We start from the raw sequence: 20,348 nt of genomic DNA, 5'->3' as shown, positions 1-20,348 counted from the left end.
TTATTGATTTTAGTTGAGTCTGGTTGAATTTATTAATCTTCCCGTAAGGGGAAGGCTTATGCTTAAAAGATAGCCTGCTTAAGCTGCTGAATATAAGGAAGTGAGAATGCAACGTCGTGACTTTTTAAAGTACTCCGTGGCGCTGGGCGTCGCGTCAGCGTTACCTTTATGGAGCCGGAGCGTATTTGCCGCCGACCGTCCCGCCTTACCCATTCCTGATCTGTTAACCGCCGATGCTTCGAATCGCATCCAGCTGATCGTGCAAACCGGGCAGTCAAACTTTGCCGGTAAAACGGCCACGACCTGGGGATATAACGGCAATCTGCTCGGACCGGCGGTCAAGCTGAATAAAGGGCAATCGGTGACCGTCGACATTCATAACCAGCTTACCGAAGAGACAACGCTACACTGGCACGGACTGGAAATCCCCGGTGAAGTCGATGGCGGGCCGCAAGGCATTATTCCTGCAGGCGGGAAACGCTCCGTGACCTTTACGCCGGATCAACGGGCAGCAACCTGTTGGATCCACCCACATCAGCATGGCAAGACTGGTCGTCAGGTGGCGATGGGGCTGGCCGGGCTGGTGCTGATTGAAGATGAAGAGATTCGCAAGCTGCTGCTGCCTAAGCAGTGGGGCATTGATGATGTGCCGGTAATCATGCAGGACAAGCAGTTTTCCGCGGATGGACAGATTAACTATCAACTGGACATCATGACCGCTGCCGTCGGCTGGTTTGGCGATACGCTGCTGACCAACGGGGCGATTTTTCCTCAGCATGCGGCGCCGCGCGGCTGGCTGCGCCTGCGTCTGCTTAATGGGTGTAATGCCCGCTCACTGAATATCGCGGCCAGCGATAATCGCCCGCTGTATGTCATTGCCAGCGATGGCGGTTTGTTGGCGGAGCCGGTAAAAGTGACCGAGCTTCCTATGCTGATGGGCGAACGCTTCGAAGTGCTGGTGGATGTGAGCGACGGTAAAGCTTTTGATCTGGTCACATTGCCTGTCAGTCAGATGGGCATGGCGGTGGCGCCGTTTGATAAACCGCACCCGGTCATGCGCGTTCAGCCGCTGCTGATTACCGCCTCCGGCACGTTACCGGATATGCTGACATCTATGCCAGTGCTGCCGTCGCTTGATGGGCTGACGGTACGCAAACTGCAGTTGTCTATGGATCCGATGCTCGACATGATGGGCATGCAAATGCTGATGAAGAAATACGGCGGGCAGGCCATGGCAGGGATGGATCATGGGAAGATGATGGGCCATATGAATAACGACAATATGGGTCACGGGAACATGGATCATGGCAATATGAACCACGGTGAGATGGGGAATATGCAGCATGGCGGCATGGGCAACATGAAGCAGGAGGGTACATTTGATTTCCATAATGCTAACCGGATTAACGGGTTGGCGTTTGATATGAATAAACCGATGTTCGCCGCGGCGAAAGGTCAGCACGAACGCTGGGTGATTTCTGGCCAGGGAGACATGATGCTGCATCCGTTCCACATTCACGGCACGCAGTTCCGCATTCTGTCTGAAAATGGCAAAGCGCCTGCTGCCCACCGTACGGGATGGAAAGACACGGTGCGGGTAGAGGGCGGCGTCAGCGAGGTGCTGGTGAAGTTTGACCACGACGCGCCAAAAGAGCATGCCTATATGGCGCACTGTCATCTGTTAGAGCATGAAGATACCGGCATGATGCTCGGATTCACGGTATAAAAAAAGCCGGGGGGCGGCTTCGCCTTGCCCGGCCGACATGTCGCATCCGTAGGCCCGGTAAGCATTAGCGCCACCGGGCTTTTCAGTTATTTAGCGTCGTCCGGCAACGCGTACGCCACGATATAATCGCCCATTTTCGTCCCAAATGAGCCGTGGCCTCCGGCGGATATAACCACATACTGCTTACCGTTAACTTCATACGTCATCGGTGTTGCCTGGCCACCGGCCGGTAAGCGCCCCTGCCACAGTTTTTCACCGTTGCTCATGTTGTATGCGCGCAGATAGTTATCGGCAGTTGCGGCAATAAACAGCACGTTGCCCGCAGTGGAGATTGGTCCACCCAGCATCGGCATCCCCATATTGAATGGCACCGGAACCGGCATCGGGAACGGCATGCTGTCCTGCGGTGTACCAATACGTTTTTTCCACACTACCTTATTGGATTTCAGATCGAGCGCGGAGATATATCCCCAGGCCGGTTGCTTGCACGGCAGTCCAAATGGCGAAAGGAACGGGTTCAGCGTGACGCCAAACGGCACACCGTACTGCGGCTGAATACCGGATTCCGTACCGCTGCCTTTGGCATCTTTCGGCGGCTCCATTGGGTTGCCGGGACCGCGTGGGATCAGCTTCGAAACGAACGGCAGCGCCATCGGGTTAGCAATAGCGACCTGACGGTTAGGATCAACGGAGATACCGCCCCATTCGAACATACCGAGGTTACCAGGGAAGACCAACGTGCCTTGTTCAGATGGCGGGGTGAATATCCCCTCATAACGCAGTTGGTGGAACATCACGCGGCACACCAGCTGGTCAAACATGGTTGCGCCCCACATGTCGGCCCCGCTGAGATCTTTTTTCGGACGGAAGCTGAGATCGGAGAACGGCTGGGTTGGGCTGACATAATCCCCTTTAGCTGCGCCTTGCGGCACCGGTTTTTCCGGGGCAGGTACCACCAGCTCGCCATTACGGCGGTCGAGGACGAAGATATTACCGGTTTTCGCCGGAGCATAAATGACCGGAACTTTCTCTCCTTTAACGGTGATATCTGCAAGGGTCGGCTGCGCCGGTAAATCCATATCCCACAGATCGTGGTGAACGGTCTGATAACTCCAGGCAAGCTTACCGGTGCTGGCATTCAATGCCAGAATCGAACTCGCGTAGCGTTCCTGTTCCGGCGTGCGGTTACCGCCCCAGATATCCGGGGTGGTGACGCCCATCGGTAGATACACCAGGTCCAGCTTCGCGTCATAGGCCGCAGGCGCCCAGGAGTTCGGAGAATTAAAGGTGTAGTGCCCGCCCGGCTGCGGGATCGCGTTTGGATCTTTCGCACCTGGGTCAAAGGCCCACAACAGTTTACCGCTGTTAACGTCAAAGCCGCGAATTACGCCTGACGGCTCGCGGGTAGAGAAGTTATCAGTCACCGCTCCGGCAATTACTATCACTTTATCGGTGATAATCGGCGGAGATGTCGGCTCGTACATACCTGGCGTGGTTACCGGCATATCGGTTTGCAGGTTCAGAATACCTTTGTTCGCAAAGGATTCGCACAGCTTACCGGTGTCAGCGTTGAGAGCAAAAATGCGCCCATCGTTGACCGGCAGAATAATGCGACGCGGACAGTCGGCCACCACGTCAGACGAAGCATTCGCCGCCGTTGCTTCATGATAAGACACCCCACGACAGGTGACGTGCTGGAAGCTGGTGTTGGTATTGAGCTGTGGATCGAAATGCCACTTCTCCTTCCCGCTGGCCGCATCGAGGGCAAACAGCCGCTGGTGGGCGGTACACAGATAAAGACTGTCGCCCACTTTTATGGGGGTAACTTCGTTGGTGATTTCACCAGGATCGTTCGGTTGTTTTAAATCACCGGTACGAAATACCCACGCTTCTTTCAACTGATGAACGTTGTCAGCGTTAATTTGTTTTAACGGAGAATAGCGTTGGCCTTCCTGATTACGACCATAAGCAGGCCAGTCCCCATCGGCAACCGGCGAGATTGCGTCGGCCTCTGTGGCATCAGCACTCAGCGTGCCGTGAACCTCTTGCGGATCGTTAAAGCCAGCCCAGGTCAGGATGCCGCCGCTTATCAGCAGGGCCACAACCAGCGCGGCTACCGCACCGCTGGATGGGATTATCAGACGATGCCAGACGAAAGGTAAAATAAGCCAGATACCAAAGAAAACCAGGATGTCGCTTCGCGGCGTCAGTGCCCAGAAATCAAAGCCGACTTCCCAAACACCCCAAATCATGGTGGCGAGAAGTAGGACAGCATACAGCCAGAGAGCAGAACGTTTACTTCGCCACAGCAGGAAAGCCACACCGAGCATGACAAGGCCCGCGATCGGGTAGTACCAGGAGCCTCCGATAGCGACCAGCCAGCCTCCGCCAATCAGGAGATAGAGTCCACAAAGTGCCGCGAACAGGGCGCTCAGGGTCACGATAAGCCGTTGAGAACGTACGTTGTTATTTGCCATAAAAAATACCATCACGGGTGTTATTTATTTATTCGCAGTTAATTATAGGAGCTAAAACGCGTGATACTCGTCACGTTATGAACTTTATCAACAGATGCCGCGTGTGAATGCTTTTACTGGTATACTGCGTGCCTTGCGCTTAGATGCTCGCTTATTACAAGTAAGCATTGAGTGATTTGTTTTTAAATCATATGGTTAGAGATATGAAACATACTGTTGAAGTCATGATCCCGGAAGCGGAGATCAAAGCGCGTATTGCTGAACTGGGACGTCAAATTAACGAACGTTATAAGGACAGCGGCAGCGATATGGTGCTGGTTGGTCTGTTACGCGGCTCATTTATGTTTATGGCCGACCTGTGCCGTGAAGTGCATGTCTCCCACGAAGTCGATTTCATGACTGCATCCAGCTACGGCAGCGGAATGTCTACCACGCGTGATGTTAAAATCCTGAAAGACCTGGATGAAGATATTCGTGGCAAGGACGTGCTGATTGTCGAAGACATTATTGACTCCGGCAATACGTTGTCTAAAGTGCGTGAGATTCTGAGCCTGCGCGAGCCGAAATCCCTGGCCATCTGTACGTTGCTGGACAAACCTTCCCGTCGTGAAGTGGATGTTCCGGTTGAGTTTATCGGATTCTCTATTCCAGATGAGTTTGTTGTTGGCTACGGCATTGACTACGCCCAGCGTTATCGCCATCTGCCGTATGTTGGCAAAGTGGTGCTGTTGGACGAGTAATATTGGGAGCGCCTGCTGGCGCTTCGCTTATTCGGCCTGCACGTTACTTCCGCAGGCCGAAAAGTCGCTTACGCGTCGCTGCCGTTTGTTGGCATCTGCTTGTGATTGGTATGTTTCTGACTGAGGTTAGACAACCCCTGGCGATAGCGCTGCTCCAGCGTTTCGCGACTGGTGGCGGTGACGTCAAGATCGCGCAGCAGGCCATCATGAATACCGTAAGCCCAGCCGTGAATTGTGACTTTCTGACCGCGCTTCCAGGCTGAACGCATAATGGTTGAGTGGCCGAGGTTGTAGACCTGCTCCATGACATTCAGTTCGCAAAGGGTATCAATGCGGCGTTCCTGTGGCATTTCGCCCAGTAGTGAGCTGTGTTTAAACCAGATATCGCGAATATGAAGTAACCAGTTATCAATCAGTCCCTGTTCTTTATTTTCAATAGCCGCCTGGACGCCGCCGCAACCATAGTGACCACAAATAATAATATGTTCCACTTCCAGCACATCCACCGCATACTGCACTACTGAGAGGCAGTTCAGGTCGGTGTGAATAACCAGATTGGCAACATTACGGTGGACAAATAATTCGCCCGGCTCAAGACCGGTTAATCGTTCAGCGGGTACGCGGCTATCGGAACATCCAATCCATAGAAAACGCGGATTCTGCGCATGTGTCAGCGTTTCAAAAAATCCGGGATCCTCTTCTACCAGCATCTTTGACCATAGTGCATTGTTGCTGATGAGTGTATCTATGTCTTTCATGGAGTTGTACGACCCGAAGCCAGATAAATTCGATGGGCTAATATAGGTTAACTCCAACATTATTTAAACTATATATAAAATGTCAGAACGTAAGGTAAGTAAAAAACCATGACCATTGCTCTGGAACTTCAACAACTTAAGAAAACCTATCCCGGTGGTGTTCAGGCGCTACGCGGCATAGATTTGCAAGTCGAAGCGGGCGATTTCTATGCGCTCCTGGGACCTAACGGCGCAGGGAAGTCCACCACCATCGGGATAATCAGCTCGCTGGTGAATAAAACCTCCGGACGGGTTAGCGTTTTCGGCTACGATCTCGATAAAGATACGGTTAACGCCAAACGCCAGCTTGGGCTGGTCCCGCAGGAGTTTAACTTTAACCCGTTTGAAACCGTGCTGCAGATCGTGGTTAACCAGGCCGGTTACTACGGCGTTGAGCATAAAGAGGCGGTCAAACGCAGCGAATTATATTTAAAGCAGCTCGATTTATGGGAAAAACGCAACGAGCGCGCGCGCATGCTTTCCGGTGGGATGAAGCGCCGTCTGATGATTGCCCGGGCACTCATGCACGAGCCCAAATTACTCATCCTTGATGAACCGACGGCGGGCGTGGATATTGAGCTGCGCCGTTCAATGTGGGGCTTTTTAAAAGATTTAAACGACAAAGGCACCACGATTATTCTGACCACCCACTATCTCGAAGAAGCTGAAATGCTGTGTCGCAATATCGGCATTATTCAGCATGGTGAGCTGGTGGAAAACACCTCAATGAAGAGCCTGCTCTCTAAACTGAAATCCGAGACCTTTATTCTCGATCTGGCGCCGAAAAGCCCGTTGCCAAAACTGGAAGGCTATCAGTATCGTCTGGTGGATACTTCCACGCTGGAAGTGGAAGTTCTGCGCGAGCAGGGCATTAACAGCGTCTTCTCCCAACTGAGCGCTCAGGGGATTCAAGTATTGAGTATGCGGAACAAAGCAAACCGACTGGAAGAACTGTTTGTTTCTCTGGTGCATGAAAAACAAGGAGATGGCGCATGATGCAGCTTTATTGGGTTGCGCTGAAAAGCATTTGGGCGAAAGAAATTCACCGCTTTATGCGTATCTGGGTCCAGACTCTGGTTCCCCCCGTCATCACCATGACGCTCTATTTTATTATCTTTGGTAACCTGATCGGCTCGCGTATTGGCGAAATGCACGGTTTTAGCTATATGCAGTTTATCGTGCCGGGTCTGATTATGATGGCAGTGATCACCAACTCATACGCTAACGTGGCATCGTCATTCTTCAGCGCCAAGTTTCAACGCAATATTGAAGAGTTGCTGGTCGCCCCGGTGCCAACACACGTGATCATCGCCGGTTTTGTCGGCGGCGGCGTGGCGCGTGGCCTGTGCGTCGGGATCCTGGTCACGGCGATTTCACTGTTCTTCGTGCCGTTCCAGGTGCATTCCTGGGTCTTTGTGGCGCTCACGCTGGTGTTAACGGCAGTGCTGTTTTCGCTGGCCGGTTTGTTGAACGCGGTTTTCGCCAAAACCTTTGACGATATCAGCCTGATCCCAACTTTCGTGCTGACCCCTCTGACCTATCTGGGTGGTGTGTTCTATTCGTTAACACTGCTGCCGCCGTTCTGGCAGGGGCTTTCGCATCTGAATCCGATCGTCTACATGATTAGCGGCTTCCGCTACGGCTTCCTGGGGATTCATGATGTTCCCCTGGTCACCACATTTGGCGTGCTGGTGGTGTTTATCGCTGTGTTTTATTTGCTGTGCTGGTACCTGATTCAGCGCGGTCGAGGATTGCGCAGCTAACGTTGCGTTGTGCCGGATGGCGTTTTGAGCGGCGCATCCGGCCAGCATTATCGTGTGAGCAACTCCCAGCGTAAGTCCGCCTCCAGACTGGTGACATCGGTGGTATGCGAAAACTGGTTATCGTTGAGTACTGGGGTTAGCGTCAGGGTAAATGACATCTGCTTTCCCGATACCTGCGCATGGTTTTCTACTGCCACAATACCGTCATTGTTATGTAGTAACAGCGTCTCGCCGGCATTTTCTTCGGCGGTCAGATTCTGGCGGTCGCTGGTTTTTGCCACCGAATAGTGGCGCCCATCAACGACCAGTTGGCTCACCCGTACCACGAGCCCGCCACCGTTACCAAATAAAAAACGCCCTTGCGGGCCAGCGCTTCCCTGTACAAACACGCCCATTACGGTGTCTTGCGGGCAGTAAGCGTTCACACTGATCTCTTTCGTTGGCATTTGATGCCACTGCTGGCGTGTGTTGACACTATCTTCCCGTCGGAACGTGTTAAACCCCACGGTCGGTTGAGATAAAGTCAGTTGGCACTCACTCTGCGCCATTGCAGAGGGGGAAGAGAGCACCAAAGCGGCAACGACCCCATAAATCCCATTTATCTTCACTGGCAGGTTCCCTCCACGGTTTCATAAAACGCCTCTTTATCCTGCTCGTCGCTGAGCGTGTAATGTATGCGACAAATCCGCTGCATATTGTCATCCACGGCATAAAGTGCAGGGTTGCCTTCCACGTCGCTGATAAAGACGCGACCGCTGTCTACCACACTGACCTGATAATTATCGTGCTCATCAACGATACTCATTCCTTTCGGTAACCATTGCCCGTCCGCACCTTTTACCGTCAGCATGACCCGACGTGTATTCAGTACGTTAAAATCCACTTTGCTTACCGAGCCGTGGGCGGCAACCACGCTCTTGATCCCGTTCGCCAGATCCATATTTTGCGGCAAGCTGTTGGCATTAATTTCAATACGTGATTTTCGCCACTCCGACACGCCCGGGATCACCGCTTGCCCCCAGACGTCAGTCCACACGGAGCCCTGCGGCGTGGAAATTTCGACACCGCTTTGTGATTCGCTTAACCGCGCGATGCCAAAGGTATTTTTGATGGCGTAAGGCGAGAAGGTGAGGCCATGATCGTGAATTGCCACTCCACCCGACAGTGTTCCGTTGTAAGTGCGCTGCCGATCGCTGTCGGCAGTAGCCGCGAGGCTCAGCTGCGTGTAATGCAGGTTGGTGCTGAGGCCTCCGCTGAGCGAATTAACGTCGCGTTCGGCGCTTTCACGCTCTGCCGCCAGATAATAGTTGGTATTTCTGCCAATAATGCCGCTATTTTGTACGCCATAGGCGGTTCGGTCGCCCTGATCGCGCATATAAGCGCTGATATTCTGATTTGCGCCAAGCGGTATACTGAGATTGACATACACCATGTCATCATCGTTGTAGCGGCTACCGTTATCGTCACTGATATGACTGTTTAACGCATGCTGCCAGTTGACGCTCACGGACCCATACTGGAACGATTTACTCCATGAGGCGATCATATAGCGAGAGTCTTCCGTGTCGCTGTCGCTTGCCTGTTCATAGTTGTAACCCAGCGAAAAGGTGCCCACCAGCGGCGCACTCCAGCTCAGGTTGCCGCCCCAGCTATTTTTGCTGCGCTCAAACTCATCATCCAGCGCTTCGGTTAATTCGCGATAGCCGTTCGAATAATGCGCCGCATTGAGGGATAACGCGAAGTTACTGGTGAGGTACAGATTACTTTGTAACTCCGTTTTCATGCCGTTTTGCGCACTGCCAAAGGATTCGCGGCTGCCGAGCAAACTCGACGAGAGCGTCCAGCTATCGTTCACCGCCCAATCAAGCATCGTTCCGGCTGCCTGATAATCCTGTGCCGCCACGCCGGACGCCTGCAAAGAAAGCTGCGGATGTAACAGCCAGCCATCAGAGACGTTATAAACCCACGGGTTGCTATAGTCGCCTTCCACCTCGCGGACTTTACCCAATGACATCGTTAATCCTGTCGGGCGCGACAGGCCATTACGGCGGAAAGAGGCGGCCGGGATCATAAAACGGGTCACCGAGTTATCGGTTTCCACTACGCTGACGTCCAGGTTGGCATTGTGCCGCACGATCGGCACATTCTCGAGCGTAAACGGCCCGGCCTGTACCACGGAGGAGTAAATAAGCTGCCCGGACTGACGCACTTCCACGCGAGCCTGCTGGGTGCGGGCAATGCCGGAAACGCTCACCCCGGAGAAATTTGAGATAAGTCCTTGCTCTGGTTGAATCTGCACGCCGCTTATCGGCGCACCGCTAAACAGTGCCGACTGCACGTTGATCTGGCCAACCTGAGCGCGTATTTTCTGCTGCATAAACACGTGCTCAGCAAAGGTATAGAGGCTGTCGGCATTGCGTTCACCGTTATCATCGGTGACGATATAACGGCTGCGTAGAGTCCAGTCAGCGATATTCATTCCCGCTTCCAGATCTGCCTGTGAATAATCGTTGCTGGCGGTGTCAAACTCGTTGTGTGAGTTGAATACCGTATAGTTCAGCAGCCCCGCCGTGCCGCCAGTGGCGTAGTTTTCCTGTGTGTAAAAGTCGTTATCCAGCGCCACGGTGGGCACAAACAGTTCCACGGTTTCATCGTTGGGGCGGTAATTGAGGGTGGCGTCAGGATAATCGCTGTGAATTTCGTGGCACGTTTCGCTGGCGGAGATGGACAACGTGCGCAGCCCCGCCGCGTCGGTAAAATCATTATCTACGCAAAGTTGCCCTTTATCACCAAAGCGCAGGGCAAGCGTGCCTTTTTCCGTGCCATTCACTTTGAGTGAAACCGCGTGCCGTCCTGGCAGAAAACGGGCTTCGTTGGCAAAGTATTGTGCCACGCTGGTACTGATCCCACGCGCTTTGAGAATATCGGTACTGAATGTCACTTCTCTGGCATTGGCTGCTGTCATCGGGAATAAACAGATCGTCAGTGAACAGCAGAGCGCATGGCGAATACTGCAAGTCAGTGGCTTGAGCTTATTCACTCATCTATCCTTCTGATCAGGGGGCTAATGGGGCGGTAAAGGTTGGAACTTCAATGCCATAGCGGCTGGCAGGCGAAAAGCGTACCGATTTGTCTGCGGCGATGGCTTTGGGTACCGCAACATTCAGCGTTTCACCGGGCAGAATATAGGTTTTAGGCAGTCTCCCCGCCGTGCCGGAAGGTTGATACGTAACGTTCATGTCCATGCGCACTACGTAAGGCGAGGGGTTTTTCACCGTGAGATGTTGCCCGCTGCCTGACCAGGTGAGCAGTTTCCAGGCGTCGGTAACCACGGGTAAACTTTTCGGGCGGATTAGCACCGGTAAATCCTGGCGAATATTAAAACTAATTTTGCGTTTTTTGGTTGGGTCTTTGGGTGGAATTCCCTCAAAGACGACGCGTTTGTAATGCTCTACCGTGAGCGGCTCGGTGGTTTGCAGAATAAAACGCACCTGCTGCTGTTGCCCCGGCTCTACGCGCACCACGGGCTGGGTGACGTGTACCTGAGTGCCTTTGTCGTCGGGCAGGTCAGTGATGGTGGTGTACAGTAATGCCGGGTAGTCGTCAGTATTTTTGACGTTCATGACCCCACCGCCATCTGATTCATCAATGACCAGCAGCGTGGTGTCCGGCACCATGCCAGCGGCATGTGCCGCTATCATTGGGCACAGGGAAAGAGACAGCACCAGTAATGCGCGTTTGGATGTCAGGTATTGCAGGGAAATCATTGTTATCCTCCATGGGGAAATACGCTCTCCACATCCGGTGGAGAGCGGGGAACCGATTACAGATAGCCCAGGGTAATGGTGGCTTCACCATCAAGTGGGGTATCGTCGGTGATGGCAAGCGTTGTTGTATTCTGAATGGCGGCAGAGACTACCAGTGGGAAAACCGCTTCGGTAATGGCCAGTGGATCCACACTGCCAGTGGTGGCGACGCTGTACCAGATAAGATCTCCGGCATCGTTGGTTATTGCTCCCGTCGTTGATTTCTTCCAGGCTTGCGTTAGCGTGCCGTTACCTTCAACCATATCCACGACCGCGCCGTTGGCCTTCAGGTTCGGCAGGTCAACATAGAGAGCCCAGCCACCAATCTTGACGTTCCCGGCCGTTTTGCCGAGGCCATTTGTTCGTGGAGCCAAATCTGTTGAGGCTCCCGAGATGTCTGCATTGGCCACTTCGATACCTAACGGGCGAGTACCAGTGCGGTTTTCCGAAAGGCGCCAGGCCATTTTGGTGGCCGCTGTGCAGTTAAGGGTCAGCGTGATATTTTTGTGTCCTAGCTGGTTGGTTTCGGTGGCGCTCAGGTTGCCGAGGTAAATCTTCCCATAGTCGGCCACCCCCGCATCACTCATGGTGGGAGTACAGGCGGCATTGGTGAGCTTCCCGGCGACTTTCAGAGTGGCGGTATCCGCTGCGTGAGCGGCGGAGCCCAGTAGAGCCAGTGATAACGCTGAAATTAAAAGTGTTTTTTTCATTGTTAATCCTTACAGGTAAAGCAACTAAACGGTGTATTTGTTTTTCTCTTTAATATCCGTCATTCTCCAGGCTGCAGGTGCGTTGGCTTTATCCGGCTCTTCAAGAGCCGCGGCAAGCGGCGTTCAAAATGCAGAGGCGTTTTGACCTGCAACTCGAATTATTTAGGGGATATACAGGCCAGCCGCGTATGAAACGTTCGCTGGCCGTCAGGCAACACCTTCAGCAATTGCGCCGGTGGCGTTGGATGCCCGGATTAGAGATATTTCAGCGTGATGGTTGCTTCACCGTCGAGATTGGTGTCATCAGTGATAGCCAGGGTAGTGGTATCCTGAATGGCAGCAGACACCACCAGCGGGAATTCCGCCGATGTGACCGCTACCGGGTCAGTTGTTCCGGTTGTTGCCAAAGAGAGCATACCGGCATTTTGCATTTTGACCGCACCAGTGGTGGATTTTGACCAGCTTACGGTGGCGACATCGCTGGAGATCAAGTCAGCCGCAGCGGTGTTTGCTTTCACGCCCGTAGGATCGACATATACCGCCCAGGCACCAATGTTTACCGCGCCCGCTTTACCCAGGCCCGCCGTCAATGTTGCCCCCGTGGCTTCTCCACCTGCCGAGTCCGCGTTTTTCACTGTGATGCCGGAAGCCAGCGTGTCGGCATGGTTATCGGTCAGCGTCCATGCCACTTTGGTAGCGGTGTTGCAGGTAATATTCAGACTGACATTTTTTTTGCCTAACTGGTTGGTTGCAGTGCTGCTCAGATCGCCGAGGTAGATACGGCCATAGTCAGCAACACCGACCTGATCCAGCGCAGGGGTACAGGCGGCGTTGGTCAGCAGACCTTTTACTTTCAGTAAGGTGGTATCTGCAGCGTGGGCGTTGGACATCAGTGTTGCGAGTGATAATGCTGAAATTAAAAATACCTTTTTCATTGCTAATCCTTTATAGAATATAAATAAAACATCTCGCTCTTAATAATAAGAGAAAGATAAAAAATATTAATAGCATTTGCTATGCTAATGTTTTTTTCGTGTAAAATTATATTTTAGCTGGAGTGGGAAACATATATATTTTTTCTTAATAGCTTTTCAATTATAGCTAATAAATAGCGCAGGGTTGCACAGTTCTTATTTAAATATGAAATAATTTCCATTGCGTTTATTTATTCCACGAATAAATAGATCAATGATTTTCGGATTAAGAACAAAAATTAAGAAAATATTGATATATGTGATGCAACGGTAAGAAACATGCAGGTCCGGTGTATGATAAGCTGTTTGCTGATTCAGACTCATTGGGAGAGTTGCGATGCTGGGTTGGGTAATTACCTGTCATGACGATAAGGCACAGGATATGCTGCATCGTCTGGAAACAAAACACGGTCCTTTGGTCCAGTGTCAGGCGGTAAGTTTTTGGCGAGGGCTCAGCTCGAACATGCTAAGTCGCATGATGTGCCATGCCCTGCATGCTACAGACTCGGGCGAGGGCGTGATATTCCTGACCGATATGGCCGGGGCTGCGCCTTACCGTGTGGCTTCGTTAATGAGCCATAAACACCCCCAGTGTGAAGTGATTTCAGGTATCACTTATCCGTTACTTGAGCGAATGCTGTCGTCACGGGAATCGATGAGCAGTGCTGCGTTTCGCGACAGCATCGTCGCGCTTGGCGGGCCTGAAGTCTCCAGTCTCTGGCATCAGCAACAAAAAAATCCCCCCTTCGTGTTGAAGCATGATTTGTATGAGTATTAATCATTGGTATTGATGGCGTTTTTGCTACAATAGCCAGGGTTTCTCGCCTCGGTTATCTCATATGGTTATGCGCGTTCTGCTTATTTTATTGCTCCTGTTTTCTGGCAGCGCCACTGCGGCTTTGCCTGCTCGCTATATGCAAACCACCGAAGCCGCCGCCGTATGGGCGCAAATTGGCAATAAAATGGTGACGGTCGGGAATATTCGCGCCGGGCAGATCCTCGCCGTTGAGCCCATCGCGGCAGACTATTACGAATTTGCCTTTGGTTTTGGCACCGGGTTTATTGATAAGGGGCACCTGGAGCCCGTTCAGGGGCGGCAGAAAGTCGATGATGGCCTGGGCGATCTCAATAAACCGCTGAGTAATCAAAGTCTGATAACCTGGAAAGATACATCGGTTTATAACGCTCCGGATGTCGGTAGCGCCCCATTTGGGGTGCTGGCTGATAATCTGCGTTATCCGATTATCAGCAAGCTTAAAGACCGACTCAACCAGACCTGGTACCAGATCCGCATTGGTGGCCGACTGGCTTATGTTAGCGCGCTGGATGCGCAGGAAGACAACGGTATTCCGGTGCTAACTTACCATCATATTCTGCGCGATGAAGAGAATACCCGCTTTCGCCATACCTCCACCACAACCTCCGTACGTGCGTTTAGCAACCAGATGGCCTGGCTCCAGGATCGTGGCTACACCACGTTGACGATGTATCAACTGGAAGGCTACGTGCAGAATAAAATGAATCTTCCGGCGCGGGCGGTGGTGCTGACCTTTGATGATGGTCTCAAGTCGGTGAGCCGTTATGCTTACCCCATTTTGAAGCAGTACGGTATGAAGGCCACGGCGTTTATCATCTCCTCACGCATCAAGCGCCACCCGCAGAAGTGGGATCCGAAATCGCTGCAGTTTATGAGCCTCTCTGAACTGAACGAGATCCGGGATGTGTTCGACTTCCAGTCGCATACCCATTTTTTACATCGGGTTGATGCGAATCACCGACCGATCCTGCTGAGTCGCAGCTATCACAATATTCTGTTCGATTTCGCCCGTTCGCGCCGGGCGTTGTCCCAGTTTAATCCTCACGTCCTGTATCTTTCGTATCCGTTTGGCGGTTATAACGCCACGGCGGTAAAAGCCGCAGGCGACGCAGGATTCCATATGGCGGTCACTACGGTGAGAGGGAAGGTTAAGCCGGGAGATAATCCGTTCTTATTGAAAAGACTTTATATTTTAAGAACGGATTCGCTGGAGACAATGTCGCGGCTGATAAGCAACCAGCCGCAGGGGTAATGGCTGTCAGGCAACCTGTACCGGAATGGCTTTCGCGGTGCGCTTCATTTCGTTGTCGCCTTCAAAGTAGGCTACTTTTGGACGCCAGGTACGGGCTTCTTCATCAGGCATGGTGACGAAGCTGGCAATAATCACAATGTCGCCAACCTCGGCGCAATGCGCTGCCGCACCGTTCACTGAGATAATTCTGGAGCCGCGTTCAGCCGCAATCGCGTAGGTGGAGAAACGTTTCCCGTTGGTCACGTTCCAGATATCAATCGCTTCGTTTTCCAGAATACCAGAGGCGTCAAGAAAATCCTGGTCAATGGCGCAGGAGCCTTCATAGTGCAGGTCTGCCTGCGTGACTTTTACACGGTGGAGCTTGCCTTGCAGCATGGTGCGAATCATAACTTCTATACCCTGTCGTTTATCTTGGCTAAGCAGGCGCAATTGACCTGCTTTGAGAATTTCAGGCAGTATTGCCTGATTTTTAACCCCTGTCTACTGGGCTAATGTAACGCTTTGATTATCGATCAGACGCGCCTGACCCAGCCAGGCGGCGACCAGAATCACTGCGCGTTTGCTGGTTTCAGTCAACTCCAACAGTGTGTCGGCATCACGGATCTGAATGTCGTCGGCGCGGAAGCCTTTTTCATTCAGTTCGTGCTCAGCAATGGCGACAATCTCTTCCAGATCGCGCTCACCAGCCTGTAATTTTTCACCGATATGGCTCATTACTTTGTATAAACCAGGGGCGATTTTACGCTGCTCTGCCGTGAGATAGCCGTTACGTGAGCTGAGGGCTAAGCCGTCTTTGGCACGAATAATGGGTACGCCGACGATCTCAATGTCATAACCCATATCCGCTACCATTTTGCGGATCAACGCCAGTTGCTGGAAATCTTTCTCGCCAAAGCAGGCGATATCTGGCTGGATCAGGTTAAACAGCTTGCTGACGATAGTGGAAACACCGCGGAAGTGACCCGGACGGCTGGCGCCTTCCAGCATAGTAGACAGTCCAGGAACATCTACATAGGTATGGCCTTCTGTGCCCTGCGGGTAGATTTCTTTCTCTGACGGTGCAAAGACGACATCGACTTTACGCTTGTTCAGTTTTTCGCAATCTTCCTGCAGCGTGCGTGGATAGCGCGCCAGGTCTTCCACACGATCAAATTGCATTGGGTTAACGAAAATACTGACGATCACGACATCAGCCTGAGCCTTTGCTTCATCAACCAACTTCATATGACCGTCGTGTAGGTTCCCCATGGTAGGGACCAGCGCGACGCGTTTGCCTTCCTGACGCAGACGACGAATATGCTGGCGCAGCAACGGCAGAGTTTCAATAATTAACACGTTGACTCCTTAATGGAAACTGTGTTCTTCACCCGGATAGACGCCGGATTCAACCTCAGCAATATACTGCCGTACTGCGGCGCGCATGTCGCCCGCTTCAGTGAGGAAATTTTTGGCAAATTTAGGGATATGGCCGCCGGTAATGCCGAAGGCATCGTGCATGACGAGGATTTGTCCATCAGTGACGTTACCTGCGCCAATACCGATAACCGGAATAGACAGCGCATTTGTGACTCGCCTCGCCAGCTCAACCGGTACGCATTCCAGCACCAGCAACTGAGCGCCAGCGGCTTCCAGCGCCAGCGCATCTTCCAGCAGAACGTCTCCGGCATTGCCGCGGCCCTGAATTTTATAGCCACCAAAGATATTCACCGACTGCGGGGTTAACCCCAGATGACCGCAAACCGGCACGGCACGTTCGGTGAGCATTTTCACCGTATCAACCAGCCAGGCTCCGCCTTCAATTTTTACCATATTGGCGCCCGCACGCATAACCACCGCGGCGTTTTCAAACGCCTGTTGCGGCGTGGCATAAGCCATAAATGGCAGGTCTGAAAGCAGCAGGCAGTTGGGCGCACCACGACGCACGGCGCGGGTGTGGTAGGCAATATCTTCAACGGTCACAGGCAGGGTAGAATCATGACCCTGAACTGTCATTCCCAGGGAGTCACCGACCAGCATCACGTTAACGCCTTCGTCAGCAAACAGTTTGGCAAAACTGTAGTCATAGGCGGTGATGGTGGCGAAGCGTTTCTTTTCTTGTTTGCATTTCTGCAGCAAGGCGATGGTGGTTGGTTTCATCATAACCCCTGTTGGTCATCAATAATCTGAATATAATGGCCGCATTGTAGGGGAAGCGACGATGGAAAGTTAGCCCTTTATGGAGATCTCCCGGCCATAGACAGCCGGGAGTGAGCGTTACGGGTAGTCCATCGTGAAGATACCGGTGGCTCTGAAATTACCCGCGGTGATTGGCTGATTACTGTCTTGCTTCAGCGTTGCCAGGAAATTGAGGGTTTGAGATTGCGCTACGCCCGGCTCATTACCCACAACCGTGCCATCATAAATGTTGTTTTCACCGGTGGTATCGTGCCGATCGCGATACACCGAGTTCTCGTCATTTGGCACCAGAATAGTCTGCGGGCTGAAGTTATTTGCCGCGCCGCTGATTTGCACTCCCACGCCGTCGGCTCGATCGTTGGCTAACGCATTGGCGAGCAGGCTAGGGTCTCTACCCACTGCATTTGAAGAGAGCGTCACGTTAATATTGTTGAGCCCTCTGCAGCCTGCGAGCTGAATAGCGAAAGGTACTGGCGTCGCACCTGTGAGAATATCACGCGGGCTGTAGCGCCCCAGGTCGACAACACCGCCGCTGACGCTGCGACCGCTGACAGCTGGTTGAGCCGTGCAGGTGGGTTCGCTGATTTTGATTTTGCTGATATCGTAAGTGACAAGGATGTCGTGGCTGGCAATACCTGGGCCGGGACTCTCATTCCAAATGCGAAGGCCGTAACCGTTCGTTAGCAGTTGAATAGAATTTCCACCAGGGACATAGGTCTGGTCGGTATAAAAGGTGATCGTATTGTAAAAAGCAAAGCCGCCATCGGTGGCGTAGTTCACACCACCGCTGGTGTTGGTTTTATCGCACCAGTTTCCACTGGGGATGGGGGTCAGCACATTGGACTGAATGCTATTACGAATATTCAATTCAGTGACGTTCACGGTAAACTGATTTGCGGCGCTAAAGTTATGTAGCTTAAGCGAAAAGTAGAGTCCCTGAATATTGGTTTTAAAGATATCCACTCCGTTATAGCTGCCGGCGGAGATAAAACCCGACTGTACTGAAAATCCACGTTCCGTACCGCTGGATGACTGGGTGCAGAATGCGCCAGTTGAGTTTTTTCCCGAACCATGGTTGTTATCCCATTTCAACACCACGTTGGCCGGCGCCAGGGTGGTGTTATGGCTAAATACCACCGTGGGGGCTGCGTTATAGGTCATATTAACCGTGCCATCTTTTGAGGGGCCGCGGCCGTCCTGGTAAGAAGTCTGGTATTCGCCTAACACATAGGTTTTTTTCGCGAGGCTATCGGTGCTGACGCCAGACAGCAGGCTGACGAGCAGGAGGGCGGTAACGCCTTTCCCGCCGCGTCGTTCGAATAATGTCCTTATCATGTTCAATTCCTTATTCATAATAAACGGAAATCAGCACGCTGCTTTTGACCGGGCCGCCGGTAATCGACTGCGCAGAGACCACTTTCTGCATCCTGGCATAGAAGGTGTACATGCTGTCCTGATAGGTGGCGGCGGTCACGTCATATTGACTGCGCGGCGTGCCGTCGGGGTTCATCACGTTGACGATATGGCTGGGATCCTGAGTGGAGAAGATCACCACGCCCACGTTTTGTGCACCCGGCGTGGCGTCGTTTGGGAAAATTTGCGCTGACCCGGTGGCAAAACGCCCGGAAAGCGGCGAAAAGTTGAGGGTAATTTTTGACGGTTCTTTCCCGCTGACCGGCATACAGTTTTTCACGCGGACGTAGAACGTAGAGCCCCCCTGGTAAGGATCTTCTGGCGTAATGCCGCGCGCGAAATAGTCGATATCTTTGGTGCCTAATTCCACCAGCCCATTGTTATCCAGGGAGATTTCGCAGCTGGTGTTCAGAATATTGGCTCTGATTTCCACCTCGTTATCGGCGTGGGCGAAAGAGGTTAATAACAACAGGCCAATCGTCAGCGTGCGGCGCAATAGTGTGCTCATGGCGTTTTACTCATAGGTGACGGTGAACAGGCCCTGGGTGGAGAATCCCCCGGTGTGTATATCGGCGATGGTGTTACCATTGGCTATTACGATGCGGGCGCTGAGCGGCCACTTGACGATATTGTCGTCGTGCGCGTCGGTGACATTAACCGCTTGTTTAACCGGGTTGTTGCACTGCAGTTGTACGCTGCCGCTGCTGCCCGGCGAGGCGGTAGTCCACACTTCCGCTGAGACGCCAGCGGCATCTTCGCCACCGTTGAGCGCGTTACGAAATCCGTTGCCGCTACCGGAAAGACCATCGCAACCGGTTCTGGGGGTCAGGGTGACTGAGGCCTGATTCTTCACCAGCCCGGAGCAGTTTTTGAAGGCCAAATAAAAGGCGCGGAAATTGGTTTTATTCACCACCTGCGGAAGATAAATATCGCCGATATTGACCACCGAGTTCACCGTACCGCTGCTGTCAGTGATCGTTGTCTCGCAGGTGGGCTGGAGGAAGGTGGTGGACACCGTCATCTCCAGCGCGTTGATGCCCGCAAACCCAGGAAAGGCGATCAGCAGGGCCGGAAGCGCACCGCAGAGTGAGAAGAGAGATCGCATCAACGTAGCCTCATTGCTATTCATAGGTAAACGTAAACGTCGCCTTGGCCTGAAAATCCCCGCTGGTGGGGGCGATTGAAGAACTGCTGCGACGGAAAAAGGCGCTGATATCAAAGCCGTTCTCTATCTGGTCGGCGCGCCATAGCACCTCTTGCGAACCATCCAGACGGAAAAGGGCGCCGTCATCGCTGCCTTTGGGCTTAAAACCAAGCGAAATGTTTTCTGCGCCGCCGCTCAGGCTGTTTTGCAGCTTGTAGTCGGTGCTGGGCATCCGGTCGGCTGACCATATGGTCATTTTCAGCGTGGTAATATTGTTATTGCACTCTTGCGGCAGAAGTTTGAAACTGCCTTCGGCCTCTGCTGTGGCATTAACCACTGCCGTCAGCGCCATGGTAGGTATCTTAAGCGAATATTGCGGGTCATTGCCGCTGACCGTGGCGTTCGTCACGCTGCTGACTTTCATGCTGCAGGTGGTTTCCGCTATCACGGCGGTAAAGTCGACACTTATCCCTTGATTGCCTGCAAAACAGGACGGGGAAAACAGCAGTCCGGTTAGGCTCAACGCGGAGATTACGCGGCGTATTTTCATCATC

20 protein-coding genes are annotated in these 20,348 nt (G+C 52.7%); 6 read left to right on the top strand and 14 right to left on the bottom strand.

Annotated features, from left to right (window positions below; all coding sequences use genetic code 11):
* Positions 1-106: 106 nt before the first annotated feature.
* Positions 107-1,726, top strand: coding sequence for a multicopper oxidase CueO (cueO, locus tag ACU8YC_RS21655; RefSeq protein ID WP_210904436.1), 1,620 nt, complete (start codon positions 107-109; stop codon positions 1,724-1,726).
* An 86-nt stretch (positions 1,727-1,812) separates the two neighbouring features.
* On the opposite strand, the gene ACU8YC_RS21650 is transcribed toward cueO, so the two are convergent.
* Complete coding sequence (locus ACU8YC_RS21650; RefSeq protein WP_151216758.1) at positions 1,813-4,203, bottom strand: glucose/quinate/shikimate family membrane-bound PQQ-dependent dehydrogenase; 2,391 nt, start codon at positions 4,201-4,203, stop codon at positions 1,813-1,815.
* 203 nt (positions 4,204-4,406) lie between these two features.
* Between ACU8YC_RS21650 and hpt the strand changes: the two genes are divergently transcribed.
* The gene (hpt, locus tag ACU8YC_RS21645; RefSeq protein ID WP_042312274.1) at positions 4,407-4,943 is read left to right on the top strand and encodes a hypoxanthine phosphoribosyltransferase; all 537 of its coding nucleotides are present in this window, start codon (positions 4,407-4,409) and stop codon (positions 4,941-4,943) included.
* Positions 4,944-5,011: 68 nt separating this feature from the next.
* Here hpt and can read toward each other — a convergent pair whose 3' ends face one another.
* Positions 5,012-5,701 carry a carbonate dehydratase gene (gene can, locus ACU8YC_RS21640; protein WP_151216759.1) on the bottom strand — a complete coding sequence of 230 codons (690 nt, stop codon included), beginning with the start codon at positions 5,699-5,701 and terminating at the stop codon, positions 5,012-5,014.
* Between the two features lie 108 nt (positions 5,702-5,809).
* Between can and ACU8YC_RS21635 the strand changes: the two genes are divergently transcribed.
* Both ACU8YC_RS21635 and ACU8YC_RS21630 read left to right on the top strand, forming a co-directional pair.
* Positions 5,810-6,736, top strand: a complete 927-nt coding sequence (locus tag ACU8YC_RS21635) for an ABC transporter ATP-binding protein (RefSeq protein WP_446895720.1) — start codon at positions 5,810-5,812, stop codon at positions 6,734-6,736.
* The gene (locus ACU8YC_RS21630; protein WP_042312267.1) at positions 6,733-7,503 is read left to right on the top strand and encodes an ABC transporter permease; all 771 of its coding nucleotides are present in this window, start codon (positions 6,733-6,735) and stop codon (positions 7,501-7,503) included. Before ACU8YC_RS21635 ends, ACU8YC_RS21630 begins: the two co-directional genes overlap by 4 nt.
* A 47-nt stretch (positions 7,504-7,550) precedes the next feature.
* On the opposite strand, the gene ACU8YC_RS21625 is transcribed toward ACU8YC_RS21630, so the two are convergent.
* The 5 genes from ACU8YC_RS21625 to ACU8YC_RS21605 form a co-directional block, all read right to left on the bottom strand.
* Positions 7,551-8,111, bottom strand: coding sequence for a hypothetical protein (locus ACU8YC_RS21625; RefSeq protein WP_446895719.1), 561 nt, complete (start codon positions 8,109-8,111; stop codon positions 7,551-7,553).
* Positions 8,108-10,543 (bottom strand): fimbrial biogenesis usher protein, encoded by a 2,436-nt coding sequence (locus ACU8YC_RS21620; RefSeq protein WP_252838407.1) that lies wholly within the window; start codon positions 10,541-10,543, stop codon positions 8,108-8,110. Before ACU8YC_RS21620 ends, ACU8YC_RS21625 begins: the two co-directional genes overlap by 4 nt.
* 16 nt (positions 10,544-10,559) lie before the next feature.
* Positions 10,560-11,270 carry a fimbria/pilus chaperone family protein gene (locus ACU8YC_RS21615; RefSeq protein ID WP_256484190.1) on the bottom strand — a complete coding sequence of 237 codons (711 nt, stop codon included), beginning with the start codon at positions 11,268-11,270 and terminating at the stop codon, positions 10,560-10,562.
* Positions 11,271-11,326: 56 nt separating this feature from the next.
* Positions 11,327-12,019 (bottom strand): DUF1120 domain-containing protein, encoded by a 693-nt coding sequence (locus ACU8YC_RS21610; RefSeq protein WP_252838406.1) that lies wholly within the window; start codon positions 12,017-12,019, stop codon positions 11,327-11,329.
* Positions 12,020-12,273: 254 nt separating this feature from the next.
* The gene (locus ACU8YC_RS21605; protein ID WP_252838405.1) at positions 12,274-12,954 is read right to left on the bottom strand and encodes a DUF1120 domain-containing protein; all 681 of its coding nucleotides are present in this window, start codon (positions 12,952-12,954) and stop codon (positions 12,274-12,276) included.
* 376 nt (positions 12,955-13,330) lie between these two features.
* Between ACU8YC_RS21605 and ACU8YC_RS21600 the strand changes: the two genes are divergently transcribed.
* Positions 13,331-13,771, top strand: a complete 441-nt coding sequence (locus tag ACU8YC_RS21600) for a PTS sugar transporter subunit IIA (protein ID WP_187253734.1) — start codon at positions 13,331-13,333, stop codon at positions 13,769-13,771.
* A 61-nt stretch (positions 13,772-13,832) separates the two neighbouring features.
* Positions 13,833-15,062: a polysaccharide deacetylase family protein gene (locus ACU8YC_RS21595; RefSeq protein WP_151216764.1), complete on the top strand. Its 1,230-nt coding sequence runs from the start codon at positions 13,833-13,835 to the stop codon at positions 15,060-15,062.
* 6 nt (positions 15,063-15,068) lie between these two features.
* On the opposite strand, the gene panD is transcribed toward ACU8YC_RS21595, so the two are convergent.
* From panD to ACU8YC_RS21560, 7 genes are all read right to left on the bottom strand, one after another.
* Positions 15,069-15,449 (bottom strand): aspartate 1-decarboxylase, encoded by a 381-nt coding sequence (gene panD, locus ACU8YC_RS21590; RefSeq protein ID WP_446895718.1) that lies wholly within the window; start codon positions 15,447-15,449, stop codon positions 15,069-15,071.
* Between the two features lie 93 nt (positions 15,450-15,542).
* The gene (gene panC, locus ACU8YC_RS21585) at positions 15,543-16,397 is read right to left on the bottom strand and encodes a pantoate--beta-alanine ligase (RefSeq protein WP_151216765.1); all 855 of its coding nucleotides are present in this window, start codon (positions 16,395-16,397) and stop codon (positions 15,543-15,545) included.
* A 9-nt stretch (positions 16,398-16,406) separates the two neighbouring features.
* Positions 16,407-17,198, bottom strand: a complete 792-nt coding sequence (panB, locus tag ACU8YC_RS21580; RefSeq protein ID WP_252838512.1) for a 3-methyl-2-oxobutanoate hydroxymethyltransferase — start codon at positions 17,196-17,198, stop codon at positions 16,407-16,409.
* A 117-nt stretch (positions 17,199-17,315) separates the two neighbouring features.
* The gene (locus ACU8YC_RS21575; RefSeq protein ID WP_252838404.1) at positions 17,316-18,572 is read right to left on the bottom strand and encodes a fimbrial protein; all 1,257 of its coding nucleotides are present in this window, start codon (positions 18,570-18,572) and stop codon (positions 17,316-17,318) included.
* Positions 18,573-18,582: 10 nt separating this feature from the next.
* A complete protein-coding gene (locus ACU8YC_RS21570) occupies positions 18,583-19,158 on the bottom strand; it encodes a fimbrial-like protein (RefSeq protein WP_252838403.1) in 576 nt (191 codons plus the stop codon).
* A gap of 6 nt (positions 19,159-19,164) precedes the next feature.
* Positions 19,165-19,755, bottom strand: a complete 591-nt coding sequence (locus ACU8YC_RS21565) for a fimbrial protein (RefSeq protein ID WP_252838402.1) — start codon at positions 19,753-19,755, stop codon at positions 19,165-19,167.
* 16 nt (positions 19,756-19,771) lie between these two features.
* Complete coding sequence (locus tag ACU8YC_RS21560) at positions 19,772-20,347, bottom strand: fimbrial protein (RefSeq protein ID WP_151216769.1); 576 nt, start codon at positions 20,345-20,347, stop codon at positions 19,772-19,774.
* Position 20,348 lies beyond the last annotated feature (1 nt).

The sequence above is a fragment of the Citrobacter sp. VF227 genome (assembly GCF_052950715.1).
The sequence above is the reverse complement of the archived record's forward strand: the minus strand, read 5'-3'. Positions and strand labels throughout refer to the sequence as shown.